The following is a 22,545-nucleotide window of genomic DNA, read 5'->3' as shown; positions in this document are numbered from 1 at the left end:
CTCCCCGGCCCCTGTGCCCGGCCCGGTTTCCCGGATCCTTTGTCCCGGCCCGGATACGCGGGACACGGCGGCTCCTGCTCTGTCAGCTCCTGCTCAGCATCCGGGTCCGCAGACCGGTGGGCCGGCCAGCACGTCGAAGGCCAGCCCGAAGGCCGCGAGTCCCGCGAGGAGCGCCGCCGCCCCGAGGGCCGACCGCCACTTTCCCCACAGGAGGGCGAAGAGAGCGATCCCGGTCGTGATGCCGCCGAGCACCATGACGGGGAGCCCCAGCCAGAGCACGTTCCACTCCGACTCCCCTTCGAAGCCGCCGAAGATGCCGTGTCGGCCGTACGGGGCCCAGGCGAGCAGGCCGACCACTCCACCGACGGCGGCTGCGAGGCAGCCGACGATTCCGCGAACGGCTTCGCCCCGGTTCTCCATGACCGGAGTGACGCGGGCGGGCCGCAGGGCGGTTGCACCCGGGCCCTGCCCGCATCACCGTGTCACTGCGTCACCGTTTCTCTCTTTGCTCCTCGTCCCTTCGCCTCCACATCTCACTGCCTCTTCATCTCCTTGCCGCGCCATCAGGTCAGGACATCGCGTCGTCGCAGCGCCACCGCCCCGGCGCCCACCAGCGCCACCGCTATCGCCGTCAGCGCGAGCACGGGGCCCCACTCCATCCCGGTACCTCCCGGCAGCTTCGGCAGGTGGGTGAACGGCGATAGGTCCATCACCGGTTGGGGCAGATCCAGCGCGGGCCCGATCCACCCGAGCGCCAGACATGTCCCGGCCACGCCCCAGGAGGCCGCCGCGGCCTTCGGGAGCGCCCCGTACAGCAGGACCGTGACGCCGCCCAGCAGCCAGATCGCGGGCAACTGGACCAGCGATGCCCCCAGCACGGCCGGGAGGTCGTGGCCGTACCCGGCGGCCAGGCCGACTCCGCCCACCACCATGATCAGGGCCGCCCCGCCGAACGCGACCACCAGATGCCCCGCCGCCCACCGCAGTCGGCCCACCCCGCACGCCAGCACCGGTTCGGCGCGCCCGGCCGTCTCCTCGCCGTGCAGCCGCAGCACCGACGCCACGATGTACAGCGCGGCGACCATGCCGAGCATGGAGACCATCGCCGCGAGGAAGGCGTCGGTCAGACCGGACTGACCGCCCATCCGCTCGAAGATCTCCCGCGTCTTCGGGTTGTCGCCGACCAGGTCCGCCGCCCCGTCGGTCAGCCCGCCGAAAACGACCCCGACCGCGGCGAACGACAGCGTCCAGCCGATCAGCGCTCCCCGCTGGAGCCGCAGCGCGAGCCCGGAGGCGGACGATATCCGCCCCCGCGCCGGCCCGGGCCGGGTCGCCAGGAAGCTCATGCCGACATCGCGCCGCCCAGCCAGGGCGAAGGCCAGGACGGCCTGGACCGTGATCGCGGCCGCCATGACGAGCAGCACCCACCAGCGTGTCCCTGCGTATGCCCGCACGTTCTCCGCCCAGCCGAGGGGGGAGAGCCAGGTCAGGACCGACGAACCGTCGTCCGTCGCCGCATCGCCCGCCGCCTTCAGGACGAACGCGGCACCGATCACCGCCGCCGTGAGCCCCTTCGCGAGCCGCGCGCTCTCGGTGAACTGAGCTGCCATCGCCGCCGTGCAGGCGAACAGCGCACCCGTCCCGGCGACCGCCGCCGCGAGCGCCACCGCGCCGGACCCGCCCGCGCCGGAGCCGGCCATGCCGGCCGCGACGACCAGCGCCAGCGCGGCGTTGGCGATCAACGCGGTGAGCAGCGCGGCCGTCAGCGGGGCACGGCGCCCCACCATCGCGGAGGACAACATTTCCTGACGCCCGGTCTCCTCTTCCTCACGGGTGTGCCGCACGACGACGATCAGGCTCATCACAGCGGCCAGCGCCCCGCCGAAGCAGACCATCCGCCAGCTGACGAGACCGCCGACGGAGTCGGTGAAGACCGGCCCGTACAGAGCCCTGAGAGAACTGTTGCCGTTCATCGACGCGGCAAGCTCGGCCCGACCGGAGGCGGTGTCGTACAGCGAGGCGAAGGAGCCGGCGACGGGGGAGAAGGAGCCGCCGAGCACGAGCACCCAGATCGGCAGCATGATCCGGTCGCGCCGCAGCGCGAGCCGCAGCAGCGCTCCCGTGCCCGCGAACTGCCGGGCCACTGAGCCGGTCCGGGGCCCGGCACCGGTCGGCACGGTCATGGTCACAGCAGTCACCGCACCGTCACCCCCACGCCCTCGCCGCCCTCCGGCCTACCAGCGCCGTCCGGGCCATCCGCGCCGTCCGGCCCGCCCGCGCCGTTCTTCGTCCGGCTCTCCGCCCCGCCGTCTGTTCCGCCCGCCGTATTCGTCGTGTCCGCTGTTTCCGTCGCATCTGCCGTGTCCGTCGTGTCGGCCGCGCCCGCCGTGTCCGTCGTGTAGTGGCGGAGGAAGAGCTCCTCCAGCGTGGGCGGCGTGCTCGTCAGAGTCCGGATGCCCGATGCGGAGAGCGTCCTGAGCACCGCGTCCAGCTTGTCCGTGTCGACCTGGAGCGTCACGCGAAGGCCCTGCACCCGGAGGTCATGGACGCCGGGAAGGCGTGCGAGCCCGTCGGGTGGGCCGATCAGCTCGGCGGTGATGTTCGTACGGGTGAGGTGACGCATGCCGGCCAGCGAACCGGTCTCGACCGTCCGACCCTGACGGATGATGCTGACCCGGTCGCAGAGCGTCTCCACTTCGCTGAGGATGTGGCTGGACAGCAGGATCGTGCGCCCGCGCGTGCGTTCCTCGGCGACACAGTCCTGGAAGACCTCCTCCATCAGCGGATCGAGGCCACTGGTCGGCTCGTCGAGGATCAACAGATCCACGTCGGAGGCGAAGGCGGCGACGAGGGCGACCTTCTGCCGGTTGCCCTTGGAATACGTGCGCCCCTTCTTCGTCGGGTCGAGTTCGAAGCGCTCGACCAGCTCGGCCCGTCTGGTCCGGTCGAGGCCGCCGCGCAGCCGCCCGTAGAGATCGATCACCTCGCCGCCCGACAGATTGCGCCACAGCGTGACGTCGCCCGGGACGTACGCCACTCTCCGGTGGAGCTCGACCGCGTCGCCCCATGGATCGCGGCCGAGCAGCCGAGCGGTGCCGGAGTCGGCTCGCAGCAGTCCGAGCAGCACCCGGATGGTGGTGGACTTCCCGGAGCCGTTGGGCCCGAGGAAGCCATGAACCTCACCGGCCTCGACCGCGAGGTCGAGGCCGGTGAGCGCGCGCGTCCGGCCGAACGACTTGCACAGCCCGGCCACCCTGATTGCCTGCGTCATGTTCTGAACGTACGCTACTTTCACAAATTTGTGAAGTTAAGGAAGCGTATAAAGTTGGAGCCACGGCGAAGCCGGAGAAGCGGTGGGGGCCGAGGAAACAGGGGAGACGATCGGGCGATGACCAGCGAAACCGAACAGGGCGCGCGGACAGAGCGGGACACGGAGGCCGTCTCGCGGTTCGTGGAGCGGTTCGCGTCAGACATGACGGAGGCGGGGATGCAGCGGATGGCGTCCCGCGTCTTCGCCGCGCTCCTCGCGGACGACGACGGGTCGATGACGTCCGCCGAGCTCGCCCTGGCACTGCAGATCAGCCCCGCTGCGGTGTCCGGCGCGATCAACTACCTCACGCAGGTCAGCATGGTCGGCCGCGAGCGCGAGCCGGGCTCGCGGCGGGATCGCTACCGCCTCCACAACGAGCTCTGGTACACCACCTTCGCCAACCGTGACCGGGTGCTCACCCGCTGGGAGAACACCCTGAAGGAAGGTGCCCGCACCCTGGGGGAGCACACCCCTGCCGGGGCCAGGCTCGCCGAGACAGCGGCGTTCTTCGAGTTCGTGCAGGTGGAGCTGGCCGGGATGATGGACCGCTGGCGCCAGCACCGCAAGACGCTCGACCTGCCGACCGCCGACGAGGGCCGGGGCTCTGGCCACCGGGGCGCCTGACGACCACGGGGTGCCCGACGACCGGCAGCTTCGACCCTCGCTCCCGGCGCCCGGGCGCCCCCAGCACTGCCTTGCCGGGGTCTATCCCCCGGCCGACGCCCCTGCCTCGGCCGGCAGCATCAGTCCCCAGGCCCCTGCCCGCACCGTCCACGTACGCGTCCGGACCGGCCCGCCGACCTGGGTGTCCGCGCGGTAGCGGAAGTCCGCGCCCGAGACCGTGACCGCCTTCGCCTCCGCCATGACCGGGTCCGCCTCCGGAGGACGTATCACCACCTCCGCGAGGCCGTCGTCGCCGCACGAGGTCACGGTCACGGACTCGACCGGGCGGTCCAGGTCGTTCAGCAGGACGCCGTCCGCCTCGACCCGCAGCCGGTGCGTGCGGGGCGGGTCCGGGGGCTTCGACGGGGTCGGGCGCACGAGGGCGCGGACCAGCGAGCGGCAGGTGTCCCACATGGCCGTGGCCCCGGTGGGGGCGGTCGCCGCGTCCGGCGGCGCCCCACTGCCCGTGACATGGCCCGGGGCCCGGTCCGGGGTGCGATCCAGCAGGTGGGCCTGATGGGTCTGATGGGCCTGATGAGCGGGGTGGGTCGGGTGGGCCGGGATGTGCAGAGCGCCCAGCACCAGGCCGTCGCTGTCGTCGACCAGCAGGTCGAGCCTGCGCACGGCCCCGTCGAGGGCGGTGCGCGCCGCCGCCACCGCGCCCCGCGGCACGCCGAGCGAGTGTGCGAGTTCCAGCGCGTCGGCGGAGCCGACCGGGATCAGCGCGAGCGACTTGTCGGCCGGGTCCCGTTCCCGGTGCAGCAGGGCCACCGCCCGCCGCAGCGCGAGGTCGTCGCCGACCACCACCGGGCGTCGAACACCCCTGCGGGACAAGGCCCGTGCGAATTCCTCGGGCCCTTCGGGCAGGCAGATCTTGGCATGCGAACCGGCGCTGAGCACGTCCTTCGCGATGCGAACGGACTCGCCGTCGGTCCGGCGGGCCACCGGATCGATGACCACCAGCAGCTGGTGCGCACCGTCGCCGGGGGGCTGGGCAGCCGACACCTCGGTCCTTCCTCGGGTAGCATCTTGGTGCAAGAGCCCCTTTCGCTATTGCGCCAGGGGCTTCGTCTATTCCGGGGCACCCGGTTCGACGGTTCAGGCCGTGCCGTACATCGTCGTACGGCGTGTACGACGTTCATGTACGCCCCCTGACGTTGGACATGCCCCGCCCGGAAGGGGTGTACGCCTGTGCCCGCACTTGTGCTGCTCGGTGCTCAGTGGGGTGACGAGGGCAAGGGAAAGGCCACCGACTTGCTCGGTGGGTCCGTTGACTACGTGGTGCGTTACCAGGGCGGCAACAACGCCGGCCACACGGTGGTCGTCGGTGACCAGAAATACGCACTCCATCTCCTCCCCTCCGGAATCCTGTCGCCGGGGTGCACCCCGGTCATCGGGAACGGTGTCGTCGTCGATCCGGCGGTCCTGCTTTCCGAGCTGAGTGGGCTGAACGAGCGCGGCGTGGACACGTCCAAGCTCCTGATCAGCGGCAATGCCCATTTGATCACCCCGTACAACGTCACGATCGACAAGGTGACGGAACGGTTCCTCGGCAAGCGCCGGATCGGCACGACCGGGCGCGGTATCGGCCCGACGTACGCCGACAAGATCAATCGGGTGGGCATCCGCGTCCAGGACCTCTACGACGAGTCGATCCTGGAGCAGAAGGTCGAGGCGGCCCTGGAGCAGAAGAACCAGCTCCTCGCCAAGGTCTTCAACCGGCGCGCCATCGAGTCCGGCAAGATCGTCGAGGAGATGCTCCAGTACGCGGAGCAGATCAAGCCGTACATCGCGGACACGACGCTGGTCCTGAACAACGCCATCGACGAGGGCAAGGTCGTCCTGTTCGAGGGCGGTCAGGGCACGCTGCTCGATGTCGACCACGGCACGTACCCCTTCGTCACCTCGTCGAACCCGACGGCGGGCGGTGCCTGCACCGGTGCGGGCGTGGGCCCGACGAAGATCAGCCGGGTCATCGGCATCCTCAAGGCGTACACCACGCGCGTCGGCGCGGGCCCGTTCCCGACGGAACTGTTCGACGAGGACGGCGAGGCGCTGCGCCGGATCGGCGGCGAGCGCGGCGTCACCACCGGCCGCGACCGTCGCTGCGGCTGGTTCGACGCCGTGATCGCGCGGTACGCGACCCGGGTCAACGGCCTCACCGACTTCTTCCTCACCAAGCTGGACGTGCTGACCGGCTGGGAGCAGATCCCGGTGTGTGTCGCGTACGAGATCGACGGCAAGCGCGTCGAGGAGCTTCCGTACAGCCAGACCGACTTCCACCACGCGAAGCCGGTCTACGAGATGCTGCCGGGCTGGTCGGAGGACATCACGAAGGCCAAGACCTTCTCCGACCTGCCGAAGAACGCGCAGGCGTACGTGAAGGCGCTGGAGGACATGTCCGGCGCACCGATCTCCGCGATCGGCGTCGGCCCCGGCCGCACCGAGACGATCGAGATCAACTCCTTCCTGTAGGGATTCCCGCCGGGAGCTGTGCGGCGGTGGCCGACCGGACGCCATGTTTCGACCGCCGCCGCACACCCGCGTACGCGGGCCGGATGGTGTGACTAGTCTGTCCGCCATGAAGGAGCCAGGATGCTGCTGAGATTTCGGGTGGCGAACGTCCGGTCCCTGCGCAACGAGCAGGAGCTGTCGTTCGTCGCACCCGAGGACAGCGAGAGAGAGCGGGCCGCAGCGCGTGAACTGGCCCTTTCGGACGGCAGTCGACTTCCTGTCCACACCGTCGTCGCTGTCTTCGGAGCCAACGCCTCTGGTAAGTCCAATGTGATCGCCGCGCTCAAGAACATGCGTCACGCGGTCCTGAGGTCCTACGCCGACTGGACGTCCTACGACGGGATTCCCCGTGACGAGTTCGCCCTGGATCCCAAGGCCGCGTCGGAGACGTCCCTGTACGAGGCGGACTTCGTCCTCGGTAACGGTGTCCGCTGGACGTACGGGTTCGAGCTGGGCGCACGGCGGGTCGAGGCGGAATGGCTCTACGCCTATCCCAAGGGCCGCCGGCAGGTGTGGTTCGACCGGGACGCCGGACGTGACAAGGTCTTCGACTTTCCCGGTGACCGGCTCCACGACCGCACACGACTGGCCCGTACCACCAGGCAGGACGCCCTCCTCCTGACGCGTGCCGCGAATGACGGCCATGAACAGCTCACCCCGATCTTCGACTGGTTCAAGAACAACCTCTGGGACGTCACTCCCGAGACCGAGCGCACCCAGCGCGAGGACTACACGGCCATGAAGCTCCTCCGGAGCGAAGGCTTCCGGCGACGGGCCGAGGAACTGCTGAGGGTCGCCGACCTCGGCATCGTGGGTGTGGAGGTCGAGCAGTCGTCATCCGGGCGCCCTCTGGTCCAGCTGATCCACGCGGGCGGTGGTGAGCGGACGGCGATGGACTGGTCTTCCGAGTCCTGGGGCACCCGCTCCTGGTTCGCGTTGATCGGTCCGCTCCTGCTCGCCCTCGACACGGGAGCGGTCCTCCTCATCGACGAACTGGACGCCAGCCTGCACTCGCGCTTCGCAGCAGAGGTCGTACGCCTCTTCCAGGCTCCGTGGGTGAATCCCAAGGGCGCCCAGCTGGTCTTTACCGGTCACGATCCTTCCCTGCTGCGGACACCGGGAGGCGGTCGACTCCTGGAACCGGGGCAGCTCTGGCTCACCGAGAAGGACGAGCGTGGTGCGACGGAGCTGTCTTCGGTCGCGGACTGGGATCCCACGGATGAGGAAGATCTGATGGCCTCGTACCTCGCGGGGGCCTTCGGCGCGGTGCCGAAGGTCTCCGAGGGGCAGATCGGACGACGGCTGGTGGCGCACGAACTGGCCCACGTTCGTGTGGCTGGGCACGGCCCTGAGTACTGGCGTCTGCTGGGCAGAGCGTTGCCGGAGTGCCGTCGGCTGAAGACCGAGTTGGACGAACTGGGCCGTCGGGTGTGGATGGGGGACCTGGCCTGATCGTCCTGGCGTTTCTCCCACTGGGCTCGTCCCGGGGCCGTACGTCAGCCGTTCAGTCCGCGCCGCAGATGAGCAGCCCCTTCGGGGCCGCGCACGGGAGGTGTCCGTGGGGGCGGATCACGTCCTGGCCGTTGCCCCGGCCCATGTAGTTCAGGAAGCTCGACGCCAGGGAGTCGGCGGGCGGCTGGCCGTAGGTGTAGGCGTACTCGATCTCCCGGGACGGGTATGTGCCGGTGCCGATCGTGTCGACGGACGGGACGGTGAAGTCGATGGCGAGCTGGTGCGCCCCCGACAGCTTGGTGCCAGCCCGCAGTTCGCTGTAGCCGATCGCTCCGTCGAGCCGGCCGACGCGGACAGCACCTGTTCGGTGGAGTCGAGTTCGCAGCGGATGACCGGGGCCTGCGCATCGTCCTTCGTGGCGCAGTCGCGGGAGGACTGGGCGGGTTCGTTGTGGCCGAGGACGCGGCGCTGGAATCACGGTACGAGCGCGGGGCGGTGGGCGAGGGGGAGAGGGTGGGGTCGTCGGCCGACGTTCGTCCGCCGTTTTCCGGCCGGACCGTGTCCTGACGCGTATGGGTCGACCGGGGTCGACCGGGGTCGCGCAACCCTTGTGGAGTGGCCGATTCCGGGTCTCCCGAATCAGGTTCGTTGGTCTAGACCTTGACAGGTGCAGAGTGGCCGGACTTGAGTGGCGGGGACGTGCAGATGGTTCGCCGACGCGTTCGGCGCGCCCCACCGAAGGAGTGTGAAGCGCTGAACCGCATCAAGAGCCTTCTGGTCGCACTGGGTGCCGTCGTCGCGACGGCGGTTCTTCTTCCCGGGACCGCGACCGCATCCCCAACTGCGGCCAACTCGGACTCCGTTGCCGAGTGTGCGCCGGTGTGGAGTTCTTCGACCTCGTACGCGGCGGGTGGCGTCGTCTCGCACCACGGGCGCAACTGGGCGGCCAAGTGGTGGACGCGGAACGAGAATCCAGGCGCCACCACCGTCTGGGCCGATCAGGGCGCCTGTACGGGCGGCGTCTCCGACTTCGTCGTCAGCGAGGAGCAGTTCGACCGGATCTTCCCGAACCGGGACCCCTTCTACACGTATCAGGGTCTGATCGTCGCCCTGCACGCCTATCCGCGCTTCGCGAACACCGGGACGCCCGCGACGCGCGCCCGGGAGGCCGCTGCGTTCCTGAGCCACGCCGACTTCGAATCGGTCGGGCTGAGGTACGTGAGGGAGATCATCGAGCACAACTACTGGCGCAAATGCGACTACAGCCAACCCTATGGCTGTCCGGCCGGCCGGACAGCGTACTACGGCCGCGGCCCGATCATGTTCAGCTGGAACTTCAACTACAAGACCGCGGGCGACGCACTCGGTATCGACCTGCTCCACAACCCCTGGCTGGTCGAGCAGGATCCGGCCGTCGCCTGGCTGACCGCTCTCTGGTACTGGAACACCCAGAACGGTCCCGGCACCATGACCTCGCACGACGCCATGGTCGGCGGTGCGGGCTTCGGTGAGACGATCCGCTCGTTGAACGGAGCCCTGGAGTGCGAGGGCGGCAACCCTGGCTCGGTCGCGGCACGGGTCGCCGCGTACGAGCGGATCACCGGCATCCTCGGTACGGCGCCGGGCGCGCGGCTGACCTGCTGATAGCGAGCGCGTCCTCTGCGGTCCGGGGCGAAGGCAGATATTCGCAAGAACTTCCGGGAGTGGTCCAGACCTTGACAGGTCTGGACCAGCGGCGCTTGAGTGGCCGTCACCCCCCATGGCGGCGCACCGTCCAGCTTCGGTGCGCCGCACCTAAGGAGTGATCACGTGATCAGACGCGTCATGGGCCTGCTTGCCGCGCTGGGCGCGGTCGCCGCCATGGTCGTGGCCCTCCCGGCCACCACCGCCGCCGCGGCGGCGGACTGCGCGGCACCCTGGAACTCCTCGTCCGTCTACACCGGTGGCGGAACGGTCTCCCACAACGGGCACAACTGGACCGCCAAGTGGTGGACCCAGAACGAAACTCCCGGCAGCTCCGACGTCTGGGCCGACCAAGGCAGTTGCGGTGGAGGCGGCGGGACCGACCCGGGCAATCCGTCGGGCTTCGTCGTGAGCGAGGCGCAGTTCAACCAGATGTTCCCGAACCGGAACCCCTTCTACACGTACAACGGGCTCACCGCCGCGCTGAGCGCCTACCCGGCCTTCGCGAACACCGGCAGCGACACCGTCAAGCGTCAGGAGGCGGCGGCGTTCCTCGCCAACGTCAGCCACGAGACGGGCGGCCTGGTGTACGTGGTCGAGCAGAACACGTCGAACTACCCGCACTACTGCGACAGCAGCCAGCCCTACGGCTGCCCGGCCGGTCAGGCCGCGTACTACGGGCGGGGCCCGATCCAGCTCAGCTGGAACTTCAACTACAAGGCGGCCGGTGACGCCCTCGGCATCGACCTGCTGCGCAACCCGTACCTGGTCGAGCAGGACGCCTCGGTCGCCTGGAAGACCGGCCTCTGGTACTGGAACACCCAGAACGGCCCCGGGACCATGACCGCCCATCAGGCCATGGTGAACGGTGCCGGATTCGGCGAGACCATCCGTTCCATCAACGGATCCCTGGAGTGCAACGGAGGCAACCCGGCCCAGGTCCAGAGCCGTATCGACCGCTACAAGGCGTTCACGCAGATCCTCGGCACCACCCCGGGCAACAACCTGAGTTGCTGACCTGCTGAGCTGTCGGCCTGCTGATCTGCGGACCGGCGACATCGGCATCACGTCGGGGGCGTGTCCGGTTCGACCGGGCACGCCCCCGACGTGTGTCCGGGAACGGCTCGCGGGCTCAGAAGGGCTCGCCGGGTTCTTCCGCGATCTCCAGGGCACGGAAGGCCAGCCACAGGTCGTAACGGGCGCTCGGCGCCTGGAGCAACGAGCGCTGGAGCACTGATTCGAGGCGCGTGAGGCGCTTGCGCGCACCCGGTACCGATATGCCCAACGCAGCAGCAGTGCCCGCGAGCTGGGCCTCGCAGTCCAGCCAGACGCGGAGGGTGGTGCGCGGATCGCGGGTGCTCCGGGGGACGCCCGCCTCGGCGAGCGGACGCAACTGGTGCACAGCCCATTCCCGGACGGCCGGTCCGCTCAGGACGTCGTCCAGGGCGTCCAGTCGGTGCGCGAGGGGTGCTTGGGGTGTCTGAGATATCCGGGGTGTCCGGGGTGTCCGGGGTGTCCGGGGTGTGGTGGGCGTTCGGGGCGGGGCGGGTGTGCGCGGCGCCGTAGGTGTGGCGCGGATGCGCAGGGCGAGGTCGAGGGCGGCCTGGTCGGCGAGCCGGTTCAGGTCGAGGTCGAGCAGTTCGCCGATCAGCCGGAGTCGCGCCGCGAGGGTGTTGCGGTGGATCTTCAGATGCTGCGTGGCGTGCGAGGAGAAGGCGAGCCAGGAGGAGAGCGTCGCCGTCAGTTCCTGGCTGCCCGGGTCGTGGCTGCGCCTCGGCACATGGGTGAGCAGCGGTTTCAGGAGCGCGTCCGCCCACTGCGCACCGGCCGCGCCGACGACCAGGGCCGCCTCCGGCGCGGAACCGAACCGGGCGTGCCGGGTGGGCAGTCCGCGGGCCACGGCCAGGGCGTGGAACGCCTGGCGGTATCCGGTCGCCGTGTCGGACAGCGATACGTCCTCGCTCGCCCCGACGACGCACTCGTCCACCGCGTCGGCGACGCGGCGTCCGACCGGCGGATCGGCCGCGTCCGGACCGGTCGGTACGACCAGGATCAGATGACGCGCGTACACCGGGCACCGTACGATCCAGGACCTGCCGCCGGAGATCTCCGCGCAGACCCTGGCCACCTCGTCCCGACGGCCCACGGGGCATTCCACGACGCAGACCCGTACCGGGTCGGGCAGTTCGGGCTTCAGCGCCCCCGCGACCTGATGTGCGATGGACAGCTGGCCGGTCATGAGCAGGTGCAGTACCGCTTCCCGGTTGCGTGACTCCGCCAGATCGACACGGCGGCGCGTGCGCTCCACGGTCTCCACCGCCCAGCACATGGCGAGCGGTACGGCGACGTCGGAGACCAGCGTGGCCAGCCCTTCCGGCAGCGGGCGCGGGGCGACGACGGCCAGGAGCGCGGCGGCGGTGTCGGGCGGGCCGTCCAGGGGGAACAGCAGCACCGTGTGCGGGCCCCTGTCGAAGGAGAAGGAGCGCGCGCCGAGCGACGCCAGCTCCTTGGCGCCGTCGGCAGCCAGGGCGGCGGCCTCGACGGCCCACGCGGCGCTCCCGGTGGCCGGGGTTCCGCCGGCCCCGCCGGCCCGTACGGCGTCGTCGGTGTCCGCGCTGCCGGTGCCCGTTGCCGTCCGGGCTGCTGGCGCCGTTCGTGTCCCTGTCCCGGTCCCTGTCCCTGTCCCTGTCCCGGTCCCCGTGTCTGTCCCTGTCCTCGTCCCCGTGTCTGTTCCCGTTCCGTTCCGGGCTCCTGGCCGCGTCCCCGTCTCGCTCCGGGCTCCTGTACCGGCCCCTGTTCCGGTGCCGTTCCGGGCGGAAGTCCCCGCGTCGGTGCCGTCCGTGGCCCTGGTCGCGCCGTGCAGGATGCCGCCGTCCGCGTCGAGCAGCCCGGCCCAGCCCTCGGCCCGGCCGGACACCCAGCGCAGGAGTTCGCGCGAGCCACCGGTCCGGGCCAGCCGGTACATCCTCAGTACGTCGTCGGCCCGTTGCCGCCCGTGCACCTGTCCTCCGCTCATCGCGCCGCCGCGCTCCCGTGCTTCTGCGCCTCCGCGTCCACGCGCCCTCGCGCTTCGCGCTTCTGTGTCTCCGCGCGTCTGCGCCCGCCAAAACCGGAGCGCAGCGTACCGGTTTCACTGTGCGAACTGATACCTCGGGCGGCCCACGCAGTGCGAACTGAATCTTTCTGTCGTCTGTCCGACGCCATAGAGTCCGAACACGGTTGCGGCGCCCTTCAGGGGAGGGACACGGGGGCGACGGCAGCGGCTCACGGGGGTGGCCGCTGTCGTCGGCCGCGACCGTTCCTCCATTTCCGGCCGGTTCCGGCCGCTTCCAGCCGCTTGCGGTCTCTTCCGGCCCGCTGCCCGTGGCGGGTACTTCGGCAGCCGCTTCTTCGGCAGTCGCTGCATCGGTCCGTTGTCAGTGGTGGTCCCTAGGCTCTGCTCACGACCAGCAATGCGAGCGAGGCCGACCGGGAGAGACCATCGCCATGGAATTCCGTATCGAGTGCGGAGCGCTGACCGACGCCGTGATCTGGGCGGCCCGGGTGCTGCCGAACCGGTCGACCGTTCCGCTGCTGGGTGGGCTGCTGCTGGAGGCGGAGGGCGGCCGACTGCGCATATCGGGCCTCGACTACGAGGCGTCCGCGTGCATCGAGGTGGACGCGGGGATTGTGCGCCCCGGAAAGGCGCTGGTCATGGGGCGGCGGCTGGTCGACGTGGGCCGGGTGCTGCCCGACGGCGTGGTGGAGTGCGTGGTCGAGGGGTCACGGTTCTCCATGACCGGAGGCAGCGCCCGGTTCGGGCTCTCGATGCTGCCGCTCGACGACTACCCGACATTGCCGGACCTGCCCCCGGTGCTCGGAGAGGTGGACGCGGAGGAGCTCGCCGACGCGGTCGCCCAGGTCTCGGTGGCAGCGGGCTGGGACGACTCGCTGCCGACGCTGACCGGTGTACGACTGGCGCTCGACGGCGACCGGATGACGCTCGCCGCGACGGACCGCTACCGGTTCGCGGTGCGCACGCTCACGTGGAAGCCGGTCACGGAGGACGTCTCGGCAGATGTGCTGGTCTCCGCCCGAAGGTTGTCCGAGATCACCCGTTCCTTCGACCGGTCCGGGGCGTGCCGACTGGCCCTGGACGGCGGTTCCGCCGGCTTCGAGCAGGGTGGCGCGCAGTCCACGGTGCGACTGCTCGACGGCCGACTGCCGCGCCACGACAGGCTCTTTGCGATGGCGGACCCGGTCAGCGTGGTCGCGGACTGGGAGGAGCTGGCCGGATCGGTGGCTCGGGTCGCCATGGTCGCCGAGGGAGGCAGTCCCTTGCAACTGACGTTCTCGGGCGGGTCGCTGCTGCTCCAGGCGGGGTACGAGGACGATGTGGCCTCCCAGCGCCTGGACGTCGTGCTGGTCGGCGCCGACGAGATGACGGTGGCGTTCGACCCGGTGTACTTGTCGAACGCGCTGTCCTCGCTCCACGCACCGGTGGTCAGACTCGACCTGATGGGTCCGGGGCAGCGCGCGATGATCACCGGCTGGCCGTCCCGGGAGGACGCACTCGGGCAGGCGACGACCCCTGCTCACCAGCATCTTCTGATGTCGGTGAAGCCGCTGGTCTAGGGATACTCGGTGAGGCGGTGAGGCGGTGATCGGCCACTGGATATCCGAGCGCCCCGTCATCCGTTCATGACGCCCACGACGTCCGTGCCGCTCGGCGGATCGGTGGCCGATCACCGAGTGCGGTGCGTCCCCGCCCTGGTCACTGGCCCACTCTTCCGTCGACGCACTCGCGCAACAGGTCGGCGTGTCCGCAGTGACGGGCATACTCCTCGACCCTGTGCACCATCAGCTCCCGGACCGCGATGCTGTCCTTCCCCATGCGCTCGCTCAGGTCCGTGTGCCGGGCCAGTGCGGCGTCGGTCGCGGCCTGCTCGCGCTCCAGATCGCGGTACGCGGCGTCGACCACCGCCTGCTCGGCGACGGCTCCGTCGAAGTCCGCGTCACGCCCGCCGTACAGCTTGGGCAGCGGGTCACCGTCGACGATCCAGTTGCGCCAGTCCCGTTCCACCTCGGCGAGGTGCCGGACCAGGCCGAGCAGCGACATCGTCGACGGCGGAACCGATCGGCGGGCCAGTTGCTCCGGTTCCAGGCCCTCGCACTTCATCCGCAGGGTCATGCGATAGTCCGTCAGGAAGCCATGCAGTGTCGCAAGCTCGCCTTCCGGGCCCGGACCTTCGTTGTCGCGGGGATCGTCGTCCGGATCGACCCACATGTCGGGGTAGACGGTCGCCTGGCTCCATCGTGCGGGTTGGTCGGTCATGCACCCCATGCTCGTCCGTGACAGCCGGGGCCGCCACCGTGTTCTCGTTCCGACGCGGCGCCGTGGTGGCGACAGGGTGAGGGGCCGGCGCCGGGGCCGGAGTCCTGTCCGTGAGCCGTTCCCGTCCAGGAACGTCGTCTCCTCGCCGACGAGGGGCAAGGCCCGCCGGATGATTCCTCGGCCGGTGAATTCGCCGCTCCTGGTCACGACGCCCTGCTACAACGCCCGGTCCATACACGTCAGTCGGCCCGCTTGTATGTCAACTGACCACTGCCGTCCGTGTTCTCGCGGTGCAGCGAACCGTCCGGGAGCAGCGTGAGTACGGTCGGCTTGCCCGCCGCGCAGGACGACATCGGCTCACCGGCGACCACCGTGGACGCGTCGACCTCCAACGGACCGGACGGGGACGGCTCGGTGGTCAAGGCGGCTTCGAAGACGCAGTGGTACGAGCCGCCGCCGTCGAGCGGTCCGTCCGCGGTGAGGGTGAGCACGGTCTGCCCGACCGCGCCCTGTCGGATGACGAGTTCCCGGGTCGAACGGCCCGAGGGATTGTCGATGGAACCCGACCAACTGCCCAGAAAACCGGAGGGTATGGGGCCGTTGCCGCTCCGCTGGTCGTCGGAGGACGAATCGTCCGGATCGGAGGATGCCCGGCCGTCGCCGCCGTTCGCACCCGAGGACGTCCCGGGTGGCGGTGACACGGTCGGGGACGGAACGGGCTTCTGCCCCTTGTCGTTCATCAGCGCGTAGACGGACCCGCCGGCGCCGATCGCGACGAGCACGGCCACCGCGACGAGCGCGATCGTCGCCCCCTTGCCCCGCCGCGCGGGTTCAGGGGCGGGCTGGGAGGCGGGGGTGCGGAGCGGGCCGTACGGAGGAGTCGAGCCGAATCCGGGCTGCTGGTACGGGTGTTGCTGCGGATATCCGTACCCGGTACCGCTCCGCTGCGTACCGAACCCCGACTGTCCGGGGTGCGGCTGCGCGTGCTGCTGCGGTGGGTAGCCGTACGCGTGGGAGTCCGGTGCGGGGGGTGGTACGGGCGCGGGGGTGCCGACCACGGCGGGCATCGAGTGCATGGCACGGGGCGGTGTCGGGTCGGGCCCGTCGACCGGCGAGCCCGGTTCGGCGGATGCGACGGATCCGGCGGGGGTGGTGGGGGCGGAAGGAACGGAGGAGGCGGGGGAGGCGGGGGATGTGGCAGATGCGGAAGCGGTCGGAGGGGCGCCGGGTGGGGAAGCGGCTGGAGGGGCGTCGGGTGTGGAAGTGGCTGGAGAGGTGCCGGTCGCGGAAGTGGCCGGAGGGGCGGTGGGCGCGCCGGGTGTGGTGGGCACCGTGGCCGACGGATCGGTGGGTGGTCGCTGCTCGGGCCTCTCCTCCGGGTCCTCGGTGTCCAGCAGCTCCACGGCGTGGCGCCCGAGCTGGGCGAGGAGCGCGCCCGGAAGCCACGGCTCCGTCGCGTCGTCGTCCGCCAGACGCTCCAGAAGCGCGTCCGTCGAAGGGCGGGCGGCCGGGTCCTTGCGCAGGCAGTCCCGGACCAGCTCGACGAGGTCCACCGGGACGCCGGCCAGATCCGGTTCCTCCTGGGCGATCCGGTACATCTGCGCGTGCACACCGCTGTCGGACGTCCCGAACGGAAGCCGGCCGGTCGACGCGTACGCCAGTACCGAGCCGAGGCAGAACACGTCGCACGCCGGGGTCACCCGTTCGCCGCGCACCTGCTCCGGCGACATGAAGCCGGGCGAACCGACCAGGGCCCCGGTGCGGGTGAGGCCGCCGTCGGTGACGGTGTCGAGGGCCCGGGCGATGCCGAAGTCGATGACGCGCGGACCGTCGATCGTCAGCAGGATGTTGGAGGGCTTCAGATCACGGTGGATGAGTCCGGCGGAGTGGATGGCCTGGAGCGCGTGGGCGAGCCCGGCCCCCAGGACGTGGACCGAGCGCTCGGGCAGCGGGCCGTATGCGCCCGCCCCCGGTGTCGATCGCGAGGCGACACCGGGGGCGGGCGGGGTGCCAGGGCGGCCGGAGACCGTGGCCTGGAGGGAAGGCCCGGCGACGTAGCCGGTCGCCACCCAGGGCACGGCGGCCTCGGTGTCGGCGTCCAGCACCGGGGCCGTCCAGGCCGAGCCGACCTGGCGCGCCGCTCGTACCTCCTGACGGAACCGGTCGCGGAATTCCTCTTGTGCGGCGAGCTCGCCGCGTACCAGCTTGATCGCGACGGTTCGGCCGCGGTCGGAACGGGCCAGATAGACCTGGCCCATCCCTCCGGCGCCGAGCCGGCCCAGTAGTCGGTAGCCGCCGATGCGTTGCGGGTCGGTGGGCCCGAGCTTGTCCATGGTGTGTCCTCCCCCTGCGGCGAATACGCCGGAACGCGTTGAGGATAGCGGCGCGCCATGCCGCTCCGAAGGAGCCGGATCCGGGCCCCTCCGCGGGCAACTCCTCACCCCTGTCCCGGCTTTACGTCCCCGTCCTCGCTCCGTGCCCCTCGCCCGGCTCCGAGCTCCGGTCCCCGCTCCGTCCCCGTTCCGGTGCCCGCTTGAGGGCCGCGACCGGACACGAGGAGTGGCGCGGTGGTCACGAGGTGCGGCATGCGACACGGGAAGTGGCGTGAGGGGGGCATGGCGGCGCGGAATATCGCGGCGTGCATATGGGGACGGGGCCGCGCGGCACGGCGCACACGGGGAGTGGCATGGGAGAGACGGAACGGCGCGGCATGGCCGCTCACGCCGACGCCGGTGACCAGCAGCATGTTGCCGCCGGTCACGGTGTCGGAGTGTGCGGAGCCGCGACGCGACACCGAGTGGACGGAGCCGCGACGCGACACCGAGTGGACGGAGCCGCGACGCGACACCGAGTGGACGGAGCCGCGACGCGACACCGAGTGTGCGGAGCCGCGACGCGACACCGAGTGGACGGAGCCGCGACGCGACACCCTGCCCACCAAAGCGCCGCACGCCATACAAGGTGGCCATGTCGACCCGCCCCCGGCGCATCTACGCTCGCCGCATGACCCCTCATGCCTCGCATGCCCCGCATGTCGACCCCGCCGCCGGCGCGGCCGTGAAGGCCGCAGACCGTGCGCACGTCTTCCACTCCTGGTCCGCCCAGGGACTCATCGACCCGCTCGCCGTCGCCGGCGCCGAGGGGGCGTACTTCTGGGACTACGACGGCAACCGCTACCTGGACTTCACCAGCGGGCTCGTCTACACCAACATCGGCTACCAGCACCCCACCGTCGTCGCCGCGATCCAGGAGCAGGCGGGCAAGCTCGCCACCTTCGCCCCCGCGTTCGCGATCGAGGCGCGTTCCGAGGCCGCACGCCTCATCGCCGAGCGCACCCCCGGCGACCTGGACAAGATCTTCTTCACCAACGGCGGCGCGGAGGCCGTGGAGAACGCCATCCGGATGGCGCGGCTGCACACCGGGCGCACGAAGGTGCTCTCCGCGTACCGCTCGTACCACGGTGCCACCTCCACCGCGATCAACCTGACCGGCGACCCGCGCCGCTGGCCGTCCGACAGCGCCTCGGCGGGCGTCGTCCACTTCTGGACCCCGTTCCTCTACCGCTCGCCGTTCCACTCCGAGACGGAGGAGCAGGAGTGCGCCCGCGCGCTCCAGCACCTGGAGGACACCCTCGCCTTCGAGGGCCCCGGAACCGTCGCGGCGATCATCCTGGAGACGGTCCCCGGGACCGCGGGCATCATGACGCCGCCGCCCGGCTACCTGGCGGGCGTCCGCGAGATCTGCGACCGCTACGGCATCGTCTTCGTCCTCGACGAGGTGATGGCCGGCTTCGGGCGTACCGGCAAGTGGTTCGCCGCCGACCACTTCGACGTCGTGCCGGACCTGATGACCTTCGCCAAGGGCGTCAACTCCGGTTACGTACCGCTCGGCGGGGTCGCGATCTCCGCCGAGATCGCCGCCACCTTCGAGACCCGCCCCTACCCGGGCGGACTGACCTACTCCGGTCACCCGCTGGCTTGTGCGGCGGCCGTCGCCACCATCCACGTGATGGAGGACGAGAAGGTCGTCGAGAACGCCGCCCGCATCGGCGAGACGGTACTCGGCCCCGGCCTGCGCGACCTCGCCGAGCGCCACCCCTCGGTGGGCGAGGTCCGCGGTCTCGGCGCGTTCTGGGCGCTGGAGCTGGTCCGTGACGAGGAGACCCGCGAGCCGCTGGTCCCGTACAACCCGAGCCCCGAGGCCAACGCGCCGATGGCGGCCTTCGGCGCGGCGGCGAAGAAGAACGGCCTCTGGCCCTTCATCAACATGAACCGCACCCATGCCGTTCCCGCCTGCAACATCACCGATGAGGAGGCCAAGGCGGGCCTCGCCGCCCTCGACGCGGCGCTGTCGGTCGCGGACGAGTACACCGCGCAGTAGGTGCGCAGCAGGCACGCGGCCAGCGAGTACGCGGTGTGACAAGGACGCCGTGCAACAAGTACACCGTGTAACGAGCCCGTCGTCATACGGCGAGTGCGCGAGTGTGCCGCATGGCGCACGCACCGGGGCCCCGGGCGCGTGCACCGGCGCGGCCGCCTCTCCCGGCCACCGACCCCGCACGGGGCCGGTGGCCGGGATCGTTCGCCCGCTCGCCCTTCCGGCGTCTCCCCTTCTGCCCGGATCCGGGCAGGTCGACCCCTGCCTTAAGGTTGCCGGAGGGCGGAGAGCAGGGGAGGGGCGCCATGTGCGCGAGCGGAGCTGTGACCCGCAGCACGCTGCGGCAGCAGATCGCGGACGCGCTGCGCGACGAGGTGCTTGCCGGACGACTGGAGCCGGGACGGGAATTCACCGTCAAGCAGATCGCGGAACAGTACGGTGTCTCGGCGACGCCGGTGCGTGAGGCGCTTTTCGACCTCTCGGCGCAGGGGCTGCTCGAATCCGATCAACACCGCGGTTTCCGGGTACGCGAGTTCACCGTCGCCGACTACCGGTCGATGGTCGAGGCCCGCACTCTGGTCATCGACGGGCTCATTCGCGACGTCTTCCAGGGGTACGGCGCGGGGCGGACGGCCGCGCGGGCGGTGGTGTACGAGGACGGTCTGGTCTCCGTGCGCCGCAGGGCGCAGGAGGCCTCGCGGGCGGCGCAGGGCGGCGACCTCGACATCCTCATCGGCTACGACCTTCGCTTCTGGCGGGAGTTGGGCGCGCTCGTCCACAACGCGTACATCAACGATTTCCTGCACCGGCTGCGCGTCCAGGCGTGGGTGTTCGCCGTGCCGTACCTGCGCCACGACACGAGCGCCCGCGACTGGCTCTGGCACGGTCACCCGGAACTCGTCGCGGCGATCACGCTCTGCGACCACGACGCGGTGCGCGCGGTGATGGACGACTACAACGCGCACGCGCTGAGCTGGGCGGACCGTCTCGCGGCCGGAAAACTCGTGCATCCCGGCGCGTCCGCCCCCGCCGCTCCCGTCCCTCCCGTCCCTGTCGCTCCCGCCCCTGCCGCTCCGGGCTCCGTCGACCCCGCCGACGCCGACGTCCCCGGCCCCGCCTGCTCCGAAGATTCGGGACCGGGCTTTCCGGCGGCCTGACGGCCCGTACGGCAACTGTCGCGCAGTCAAGTCCGGCTGTGCGGCGACGAGCCTGTTGCTGCATCAGGTCTGCCGCGCGTCATCGGACTGCCGGGCACCATCGGACTGCCCGGCGCCATCGGACCTGCCGGTTGCCGACAGGTCCGTCGGTCGACGCATCGGACCTGCCGTGCCATCAGTTCTGCCGCTCCCTCAAAACGGCGCGACCGGATCCCGTCACGCTCCCGAAGGACGTCCCGGCGGGCGCCCCGGTGGATGTCCGGGTGCTCGCCCGGCTCCTCCTGCGGGCCACCTGGCACTGTGCGCGACGTGCCGCCCGCATTACGCTGTTGCGACTGTTGTGAATATTTCGATGCGCACCCGCGGGAGAGCGAGACTTCGTGGCCTGTGACCTGTGGCTGGTCCCCCTCGTCGATGTGCTGTGCCACAGCCCCGACAATCCGTTCGCCGAAGAGATCGCCGCCTACGACAAGGCGCTGGGCGGGGCCGGACTGCCGCCCGTTCCGGTGTACGCGTACATGCCCGGCCTGACCGGTGACGTGGCCCCGGTCGCGGGCTTCGACTACGACGCCCTGCACTTCCTGCGCCGCGCCTACCTGCTTCAGCTCAGCGGCCTCGCCGTCACGCCCGTCGACGAACTGGGCAGTGACTACGAGCAGTTGCTGGAGATGTTCGAGGCGACGGCCCGACAGTCCCATCTGGTCTGGCACTACGATCACGCGGGGGCGTACGTTCCGCTGGATTTCGCCGCCCCGCTCTCCGACGACGACCTGCTCGCGGGGGGCGGCCCCCTCGGCTCCAGCCACGGACTGTTGAGGGAGCTGGAGTTCGTCGCCCCGTCCCTCGGCATCGACCCGGCGAACCCGCCGGCCGCCCCACTGCCGCCCGTGGCGCCGACCGAGCTGGAGGAACCGGCGGGCCCGATCCCGTACGACGACAGTCCGTTCGCCCGTGAGCGGCACGTCTGGCTGGGCCTGCACGCGGCCGCCACCCGCAGCCTCGCCCAGGGCTCGATGATCGTCTTCAGCTGACCCGTTCACCGCCCCGTAGCGGCATTCAGGACCGGCGTCCGGGCCGTTCACGGACCGGTATCCGACCCCGGGCACCCGCTCTGGCACCCGCTCCAGCTCCCCGCCCCAGCATCCGAACCGGCATCCGGACGGCACGGCTGAGGGGCGGCACTGCCGGGGCCGGTCAGTGCCGGGGCCGGGGTTGGGGCAAGGGCCGGGGCCGGCGTCCGAACCGCCCTGCCCGGCCGGGCTCCTCCGGCGCCCCGCGGTGGTGTCACCGCGGGGACTCCGGGGGCCGCTGCCGCGGCATGTTCGGCCGGGCGATCGTCTGCATCGGGAACCGCCCCGGCTGCGTGCCGTGGTCCGTCCGCCCGCCGCCCCCGCCACCGGACGACAGGGCCTGGAGGCCCATCGGCGCCGGCCCGGCCCGGAACTCCACCATCCAGTCCGCGGTCTCGGTCCGGACGAGTTCCGTGACGTCCTCCGAGAACCGCCGCAGCACCCCGAGACAGCGCTCGGCCGCCTCGCTGGCCGTCCCCTCGGTCGGACCCAGCACCTCCCGTACGGACTCCGAGGCCCAGTCGAACTGGAGCACCTGGAGGCGGCGCTGCACGGCCTGGGCAGTGGCGAGATTCCTTATCCAGCCCGATGTGAGGCCGAAGTACCGGTCGCACGCCATGCACCCGGCCCCCAGCAACAGCGACAGATAGCCCCACCCGGCCGCCCCGGCGAGCGTCCCGGTGAGGTCGAGCAGGGGCAGGGCGGCCCCCGCGACCGCCCCGGCGGCCGTACCGATCCGCAGCGTCCTGGCCGCGCGCCGCTTCCGGATCCGGTCGTTCAGATACCAGTCGGCGGTGCGCAGTGCCTCGGCCTCGACCCAGCGGTACAGCTCGTCGAGACGCTCGGCGGGTTCACCCCAGTCGCCGAGCGGGAACGGCGTACCGGTCAAGTCCCCGCCCCGGCCACGTGCGCCGGAGCCCGAACCGGAGGAGCCGGCCGAGCCGGCCGAACCGGGCTCGTTGCGGGGTCCTTCGGGCTGCATCTCCGGCTGACTCACCGGGGTAC

The 22,545-nt window shown here is 71.0% G+C and carries 17 protein-coding genes and 1 pseudogene; 9 read left to right on the top strand and 9 right to left on the bottom strand.

Annotated elements, in window-relative coordinates:
• Positions 1-93: 93 nt before the first annotated feature.
• The 3 genes from AB0E67_RS18195 to AB0E67_RS18185 all read right to left on the bottom strand — a co-directional run bounded on the left by AB0E67_RS18195 (position 94) and on the right by AB0E67_RS18185 (position 3,271).
• Positions 94-420: a hypothetical protein gene (locus AB0E67_RS18195; RefSeq protein ID WP_362027512.1), complete on the bottom strand. Its 327-nt coding sequence runs from the start codon at positions 418-420 to the stop codon at positions 94-96.
• A gap of 143 nt (positions 421-563) precedes the next feature.
• Positions 564-2,183, bottom strand: coding sequence for an ABC transporter permease (locus AB0E67_RS18190; protein WP_362027581.1), 1,620 nt, complete (start codon positions 2,181-2,183; stop codon positions 564-566).
• A gap of 11 nt (positions 2,184-2,194) precedes the next feature.
• Positions 2,195-3,271 (bottom strand): ABC transporter ATP-binding protein, encoded by a 1,077-nt coding sequence (locus AB0E67_RS18185; protein WP_362027509.1) that lies wholly within the window; start codon positions 3,269-3,271, stop codon positions 2,195-2,197.
• Between the two features lie 117 nt (positions 3,272-3,388).
• Between AB0E67_RS18185 and AB0E67_RS18180 the strand changes: the two genes are divergently transcribed.
• Positions 3,389-3,934 (top strand): MarR family transcriptional regulator, encoded by a 546-nt coding sequence (locus AB0E67_RS18180; RefSeq protein WP_362027506.1) that lies wholly within the window; start codon positions 3,389-3,391, stop codon positions 3,932-3,934.
• An 81-nt stretch (positions 3,935-4,015) separates the two neighbouring features.
• On the opposite strand, the gene AB0E67_RS18175 is transcribed toward AB0E67_RS18180, so the two are convergent.
• Positions 4,016-4,978, bottom strand: coding sequence for a diacylglycerol kinase family protein (locus AB0E67_RS18175; protein ID WP_362027503.1), 963 nt, complete (start codon positions 4,976-4,978; stop codon positions 4,016-4,018).
• A 186-nt stretch (positions 4,979-5,164) separates the two neighbouring features.
• On the opposite strand from AB0E67_RS18175, the gene AB0E67_RS18170 reads away from it, so the two are divergent.
• Positions 5,165-6,448, top strand: a complete 1,284-nt coding sequence (locus tag AB0E67_RS18170) for an adenylosuccinate synthase (protein ID WP_360113863.1) — start codon at positions 5,165-5,167, stop codon at positions 6,446-6,448.
• Positions 6,449-6,568: 120 nt separating this feature from the next.
• Entirely contained in the window at positions 6,569-7,939 is a 1,371-nt protein-coding gene (locus AB0E67_RS18165) for an AAA family ATPase (protein WP_362027500.1), read from the top strand.
• Between the two features lie 52 nt (positions 7,940-7,991).
• Here AB0E67_RS18165 and AB0E67_RS18160 read toward each other — a convergent pair.
• Positions 7,992-8,413 (bottom strand): annotated as a pseudogene (locus tag AB0E67_RS18160) (phosphate ABC transporter substrate-binding protein); the annotation flags it as partial.
• A 231-nt stretch (positions 8,414-8,644) separates the two neighbouring features.
• Here AB0E67_RS18160 and AB0E67_RS18155 point away from each other — a divergent pair.
• Together AB0E67_RS18155 and AB0E67_RS18150 are read left to right on the top strand one after the other, a co-directional pair.
• On the top strand, positions 8,645-9,583 hold the full coding sequence (locus AB0E67_RS18155) for a glycoside hydrolase family 19 protein (protein ID WP_362027497.1): 939 nt from the start codon (positions 8,645-8,647) through the stop codon (positions 9,581-9,583).
• A gap of 165 nt (positions 9,584-9,748) precedes the next feature.
• A complete protein-coding gene (locus AB0E67_RS18150) occupies positions 9,749-10,639 on the top strand; it encodes a glycoside hydrolase family 19 protein (RefSeq protein ID WP_351521161.1) in 891 nt (296 codons plus the stop codon).
• Between the two features lie 115 nt (positions 10,640-10,754).
• On the opposite strand, the gene AB0E67_RS18145 is transcribed toward AB0E67_RS18150, so the two are convergent.
• Positions 10,755-12,638: a helix-turn-helix domain-containing protein gene (locus AB0E67_RS18145; RefSeq protein WP_362027494.1), complete on the bottom strand. Its 1,884-nt coding sequence runs from the start codon at positions 12,636-12,638 to the stop codon at positions 10,755-10,757.
• A gap of 470 nt (positions 12,639-13,108) precedes the next feature.
• Between AB0E67_RS18145 and dnaN the strand changes: the two genes are divergently transcribed.
• Positions 13,109-14,236 carry a DNA polymerase III subunit beta gene (gene dnaN, locus AB0E67_RS18140; protein ID WP_362027492.1) on the top strand — a complete coding sequence of 376 codons (1,128 nt, stop codon included), beginning with the start codon at positions 13,109-13,111 and terminating at the stop codon, positions 14,234-14,236.
• A 139-nt stretch (positions 14,237-14,375) separates the two neighbouring features.
• On the opposite strand, the gene AB0E67_RS18135 is transcribed toward dnaN, so the two are convergent.
• Positions 14,376-14,936 carry a DinB family protein gene (locus AB0E67_RS18135; protein WP_362027489.1) on the bottom strand — a complete coding sequence of 187 codons (561 nt, stop codon included), beginning with the start codon at positions 14,934-14,936 and terminating at the stop codon, positions 14,376-14,378.
• Between the two features lie 239 nt (positions 14,937-15,175).
• Complete coding sequence (locus AB0E67_RS18130) at positions 15,176-17,269, bottom strand: protein kinase (protein ID WP_362027486.1); 2,094 nt, start codon at positions 17,267-17,269, stop codon at positions 15,176-15,178.
• Between the two features lie 670 nt (positions 17,270-17,939).
• Here AB0E67_RS18130 and AB0E67_RS18125 point away from each other — a divergent pair.
• The 3 genes from AB0E67_RS18125 to AB0E67_RS18115 all read left to right on the top strand — a co-directional run bounded on the left by AB0E67_RS18125 (position 17,940) and on the right by AB0E67_RS18115 (position 21,501).
• Positions 17,940-19,316, top strand: coding sequence for an aspartate aminotransferase family protein (locus tag AB0E67_RS18125; RefSeq protein ID WP_362027483.1), 1,377 nt, complete (start codon positions 17,940-17,942; stop codon positions 19,314-19,316).
• A gap of 302 nt (positions 19,317-19,618) precedes the next feature.
• A complete protein-coding gene (locus tag AB0E67_RS18120; protein WP_362027480.1) occupies positions 19,619-20,470 on the top strand; it encodes a GntR family transcriptional regulator in 852 nt (283 codons plus the stop codon).
• A gap of 380 nt (positions 20,471-20,850) precedes the next feature.
• The gene (locus tag AB0E67_RS18115; protein WP_362027477.1) at positions 20,851-21,501 is read left to right on the top strand and encodes a hypothetical protein; all 651 of its coding nucleotides are present in this window, start codon (positions 20,851-20,853) and stop codon (positions 21,499-21,501) included.
• A 253-nt stretch (positions 21,502-21,754) separates the two neighbouring features.
• Here AB0E67_RS18115 and AB0E67_RS18110 read toward each other — a convergent pair whose 3' ends face one another.
• Positions 21,755-22,537 (bottom strand): SLATT domain-containing protein, encoded by a 783-nt coding sequence (locus tag AB0E67_RS18110; protein WP_362027474.1) that lies wholly within the window; start codon positions 22,535-22,537, stop codon positions 21,755-21,757.
• Positions 22,538-22,545 lie beyond the last annotated feature (8 nt).

It is taken from the genome of Streptomyces sp. NPDC032161, from assembly GCF_040636995.1.
GTDB lineage: Bacteria > Actinomycetota > Actinomycetes > Streptomycetales > Streptomycetaceae > Streptomyces.
This window is presented reverse-complemented; position numbering and strand designations above follow the sequence as displayed.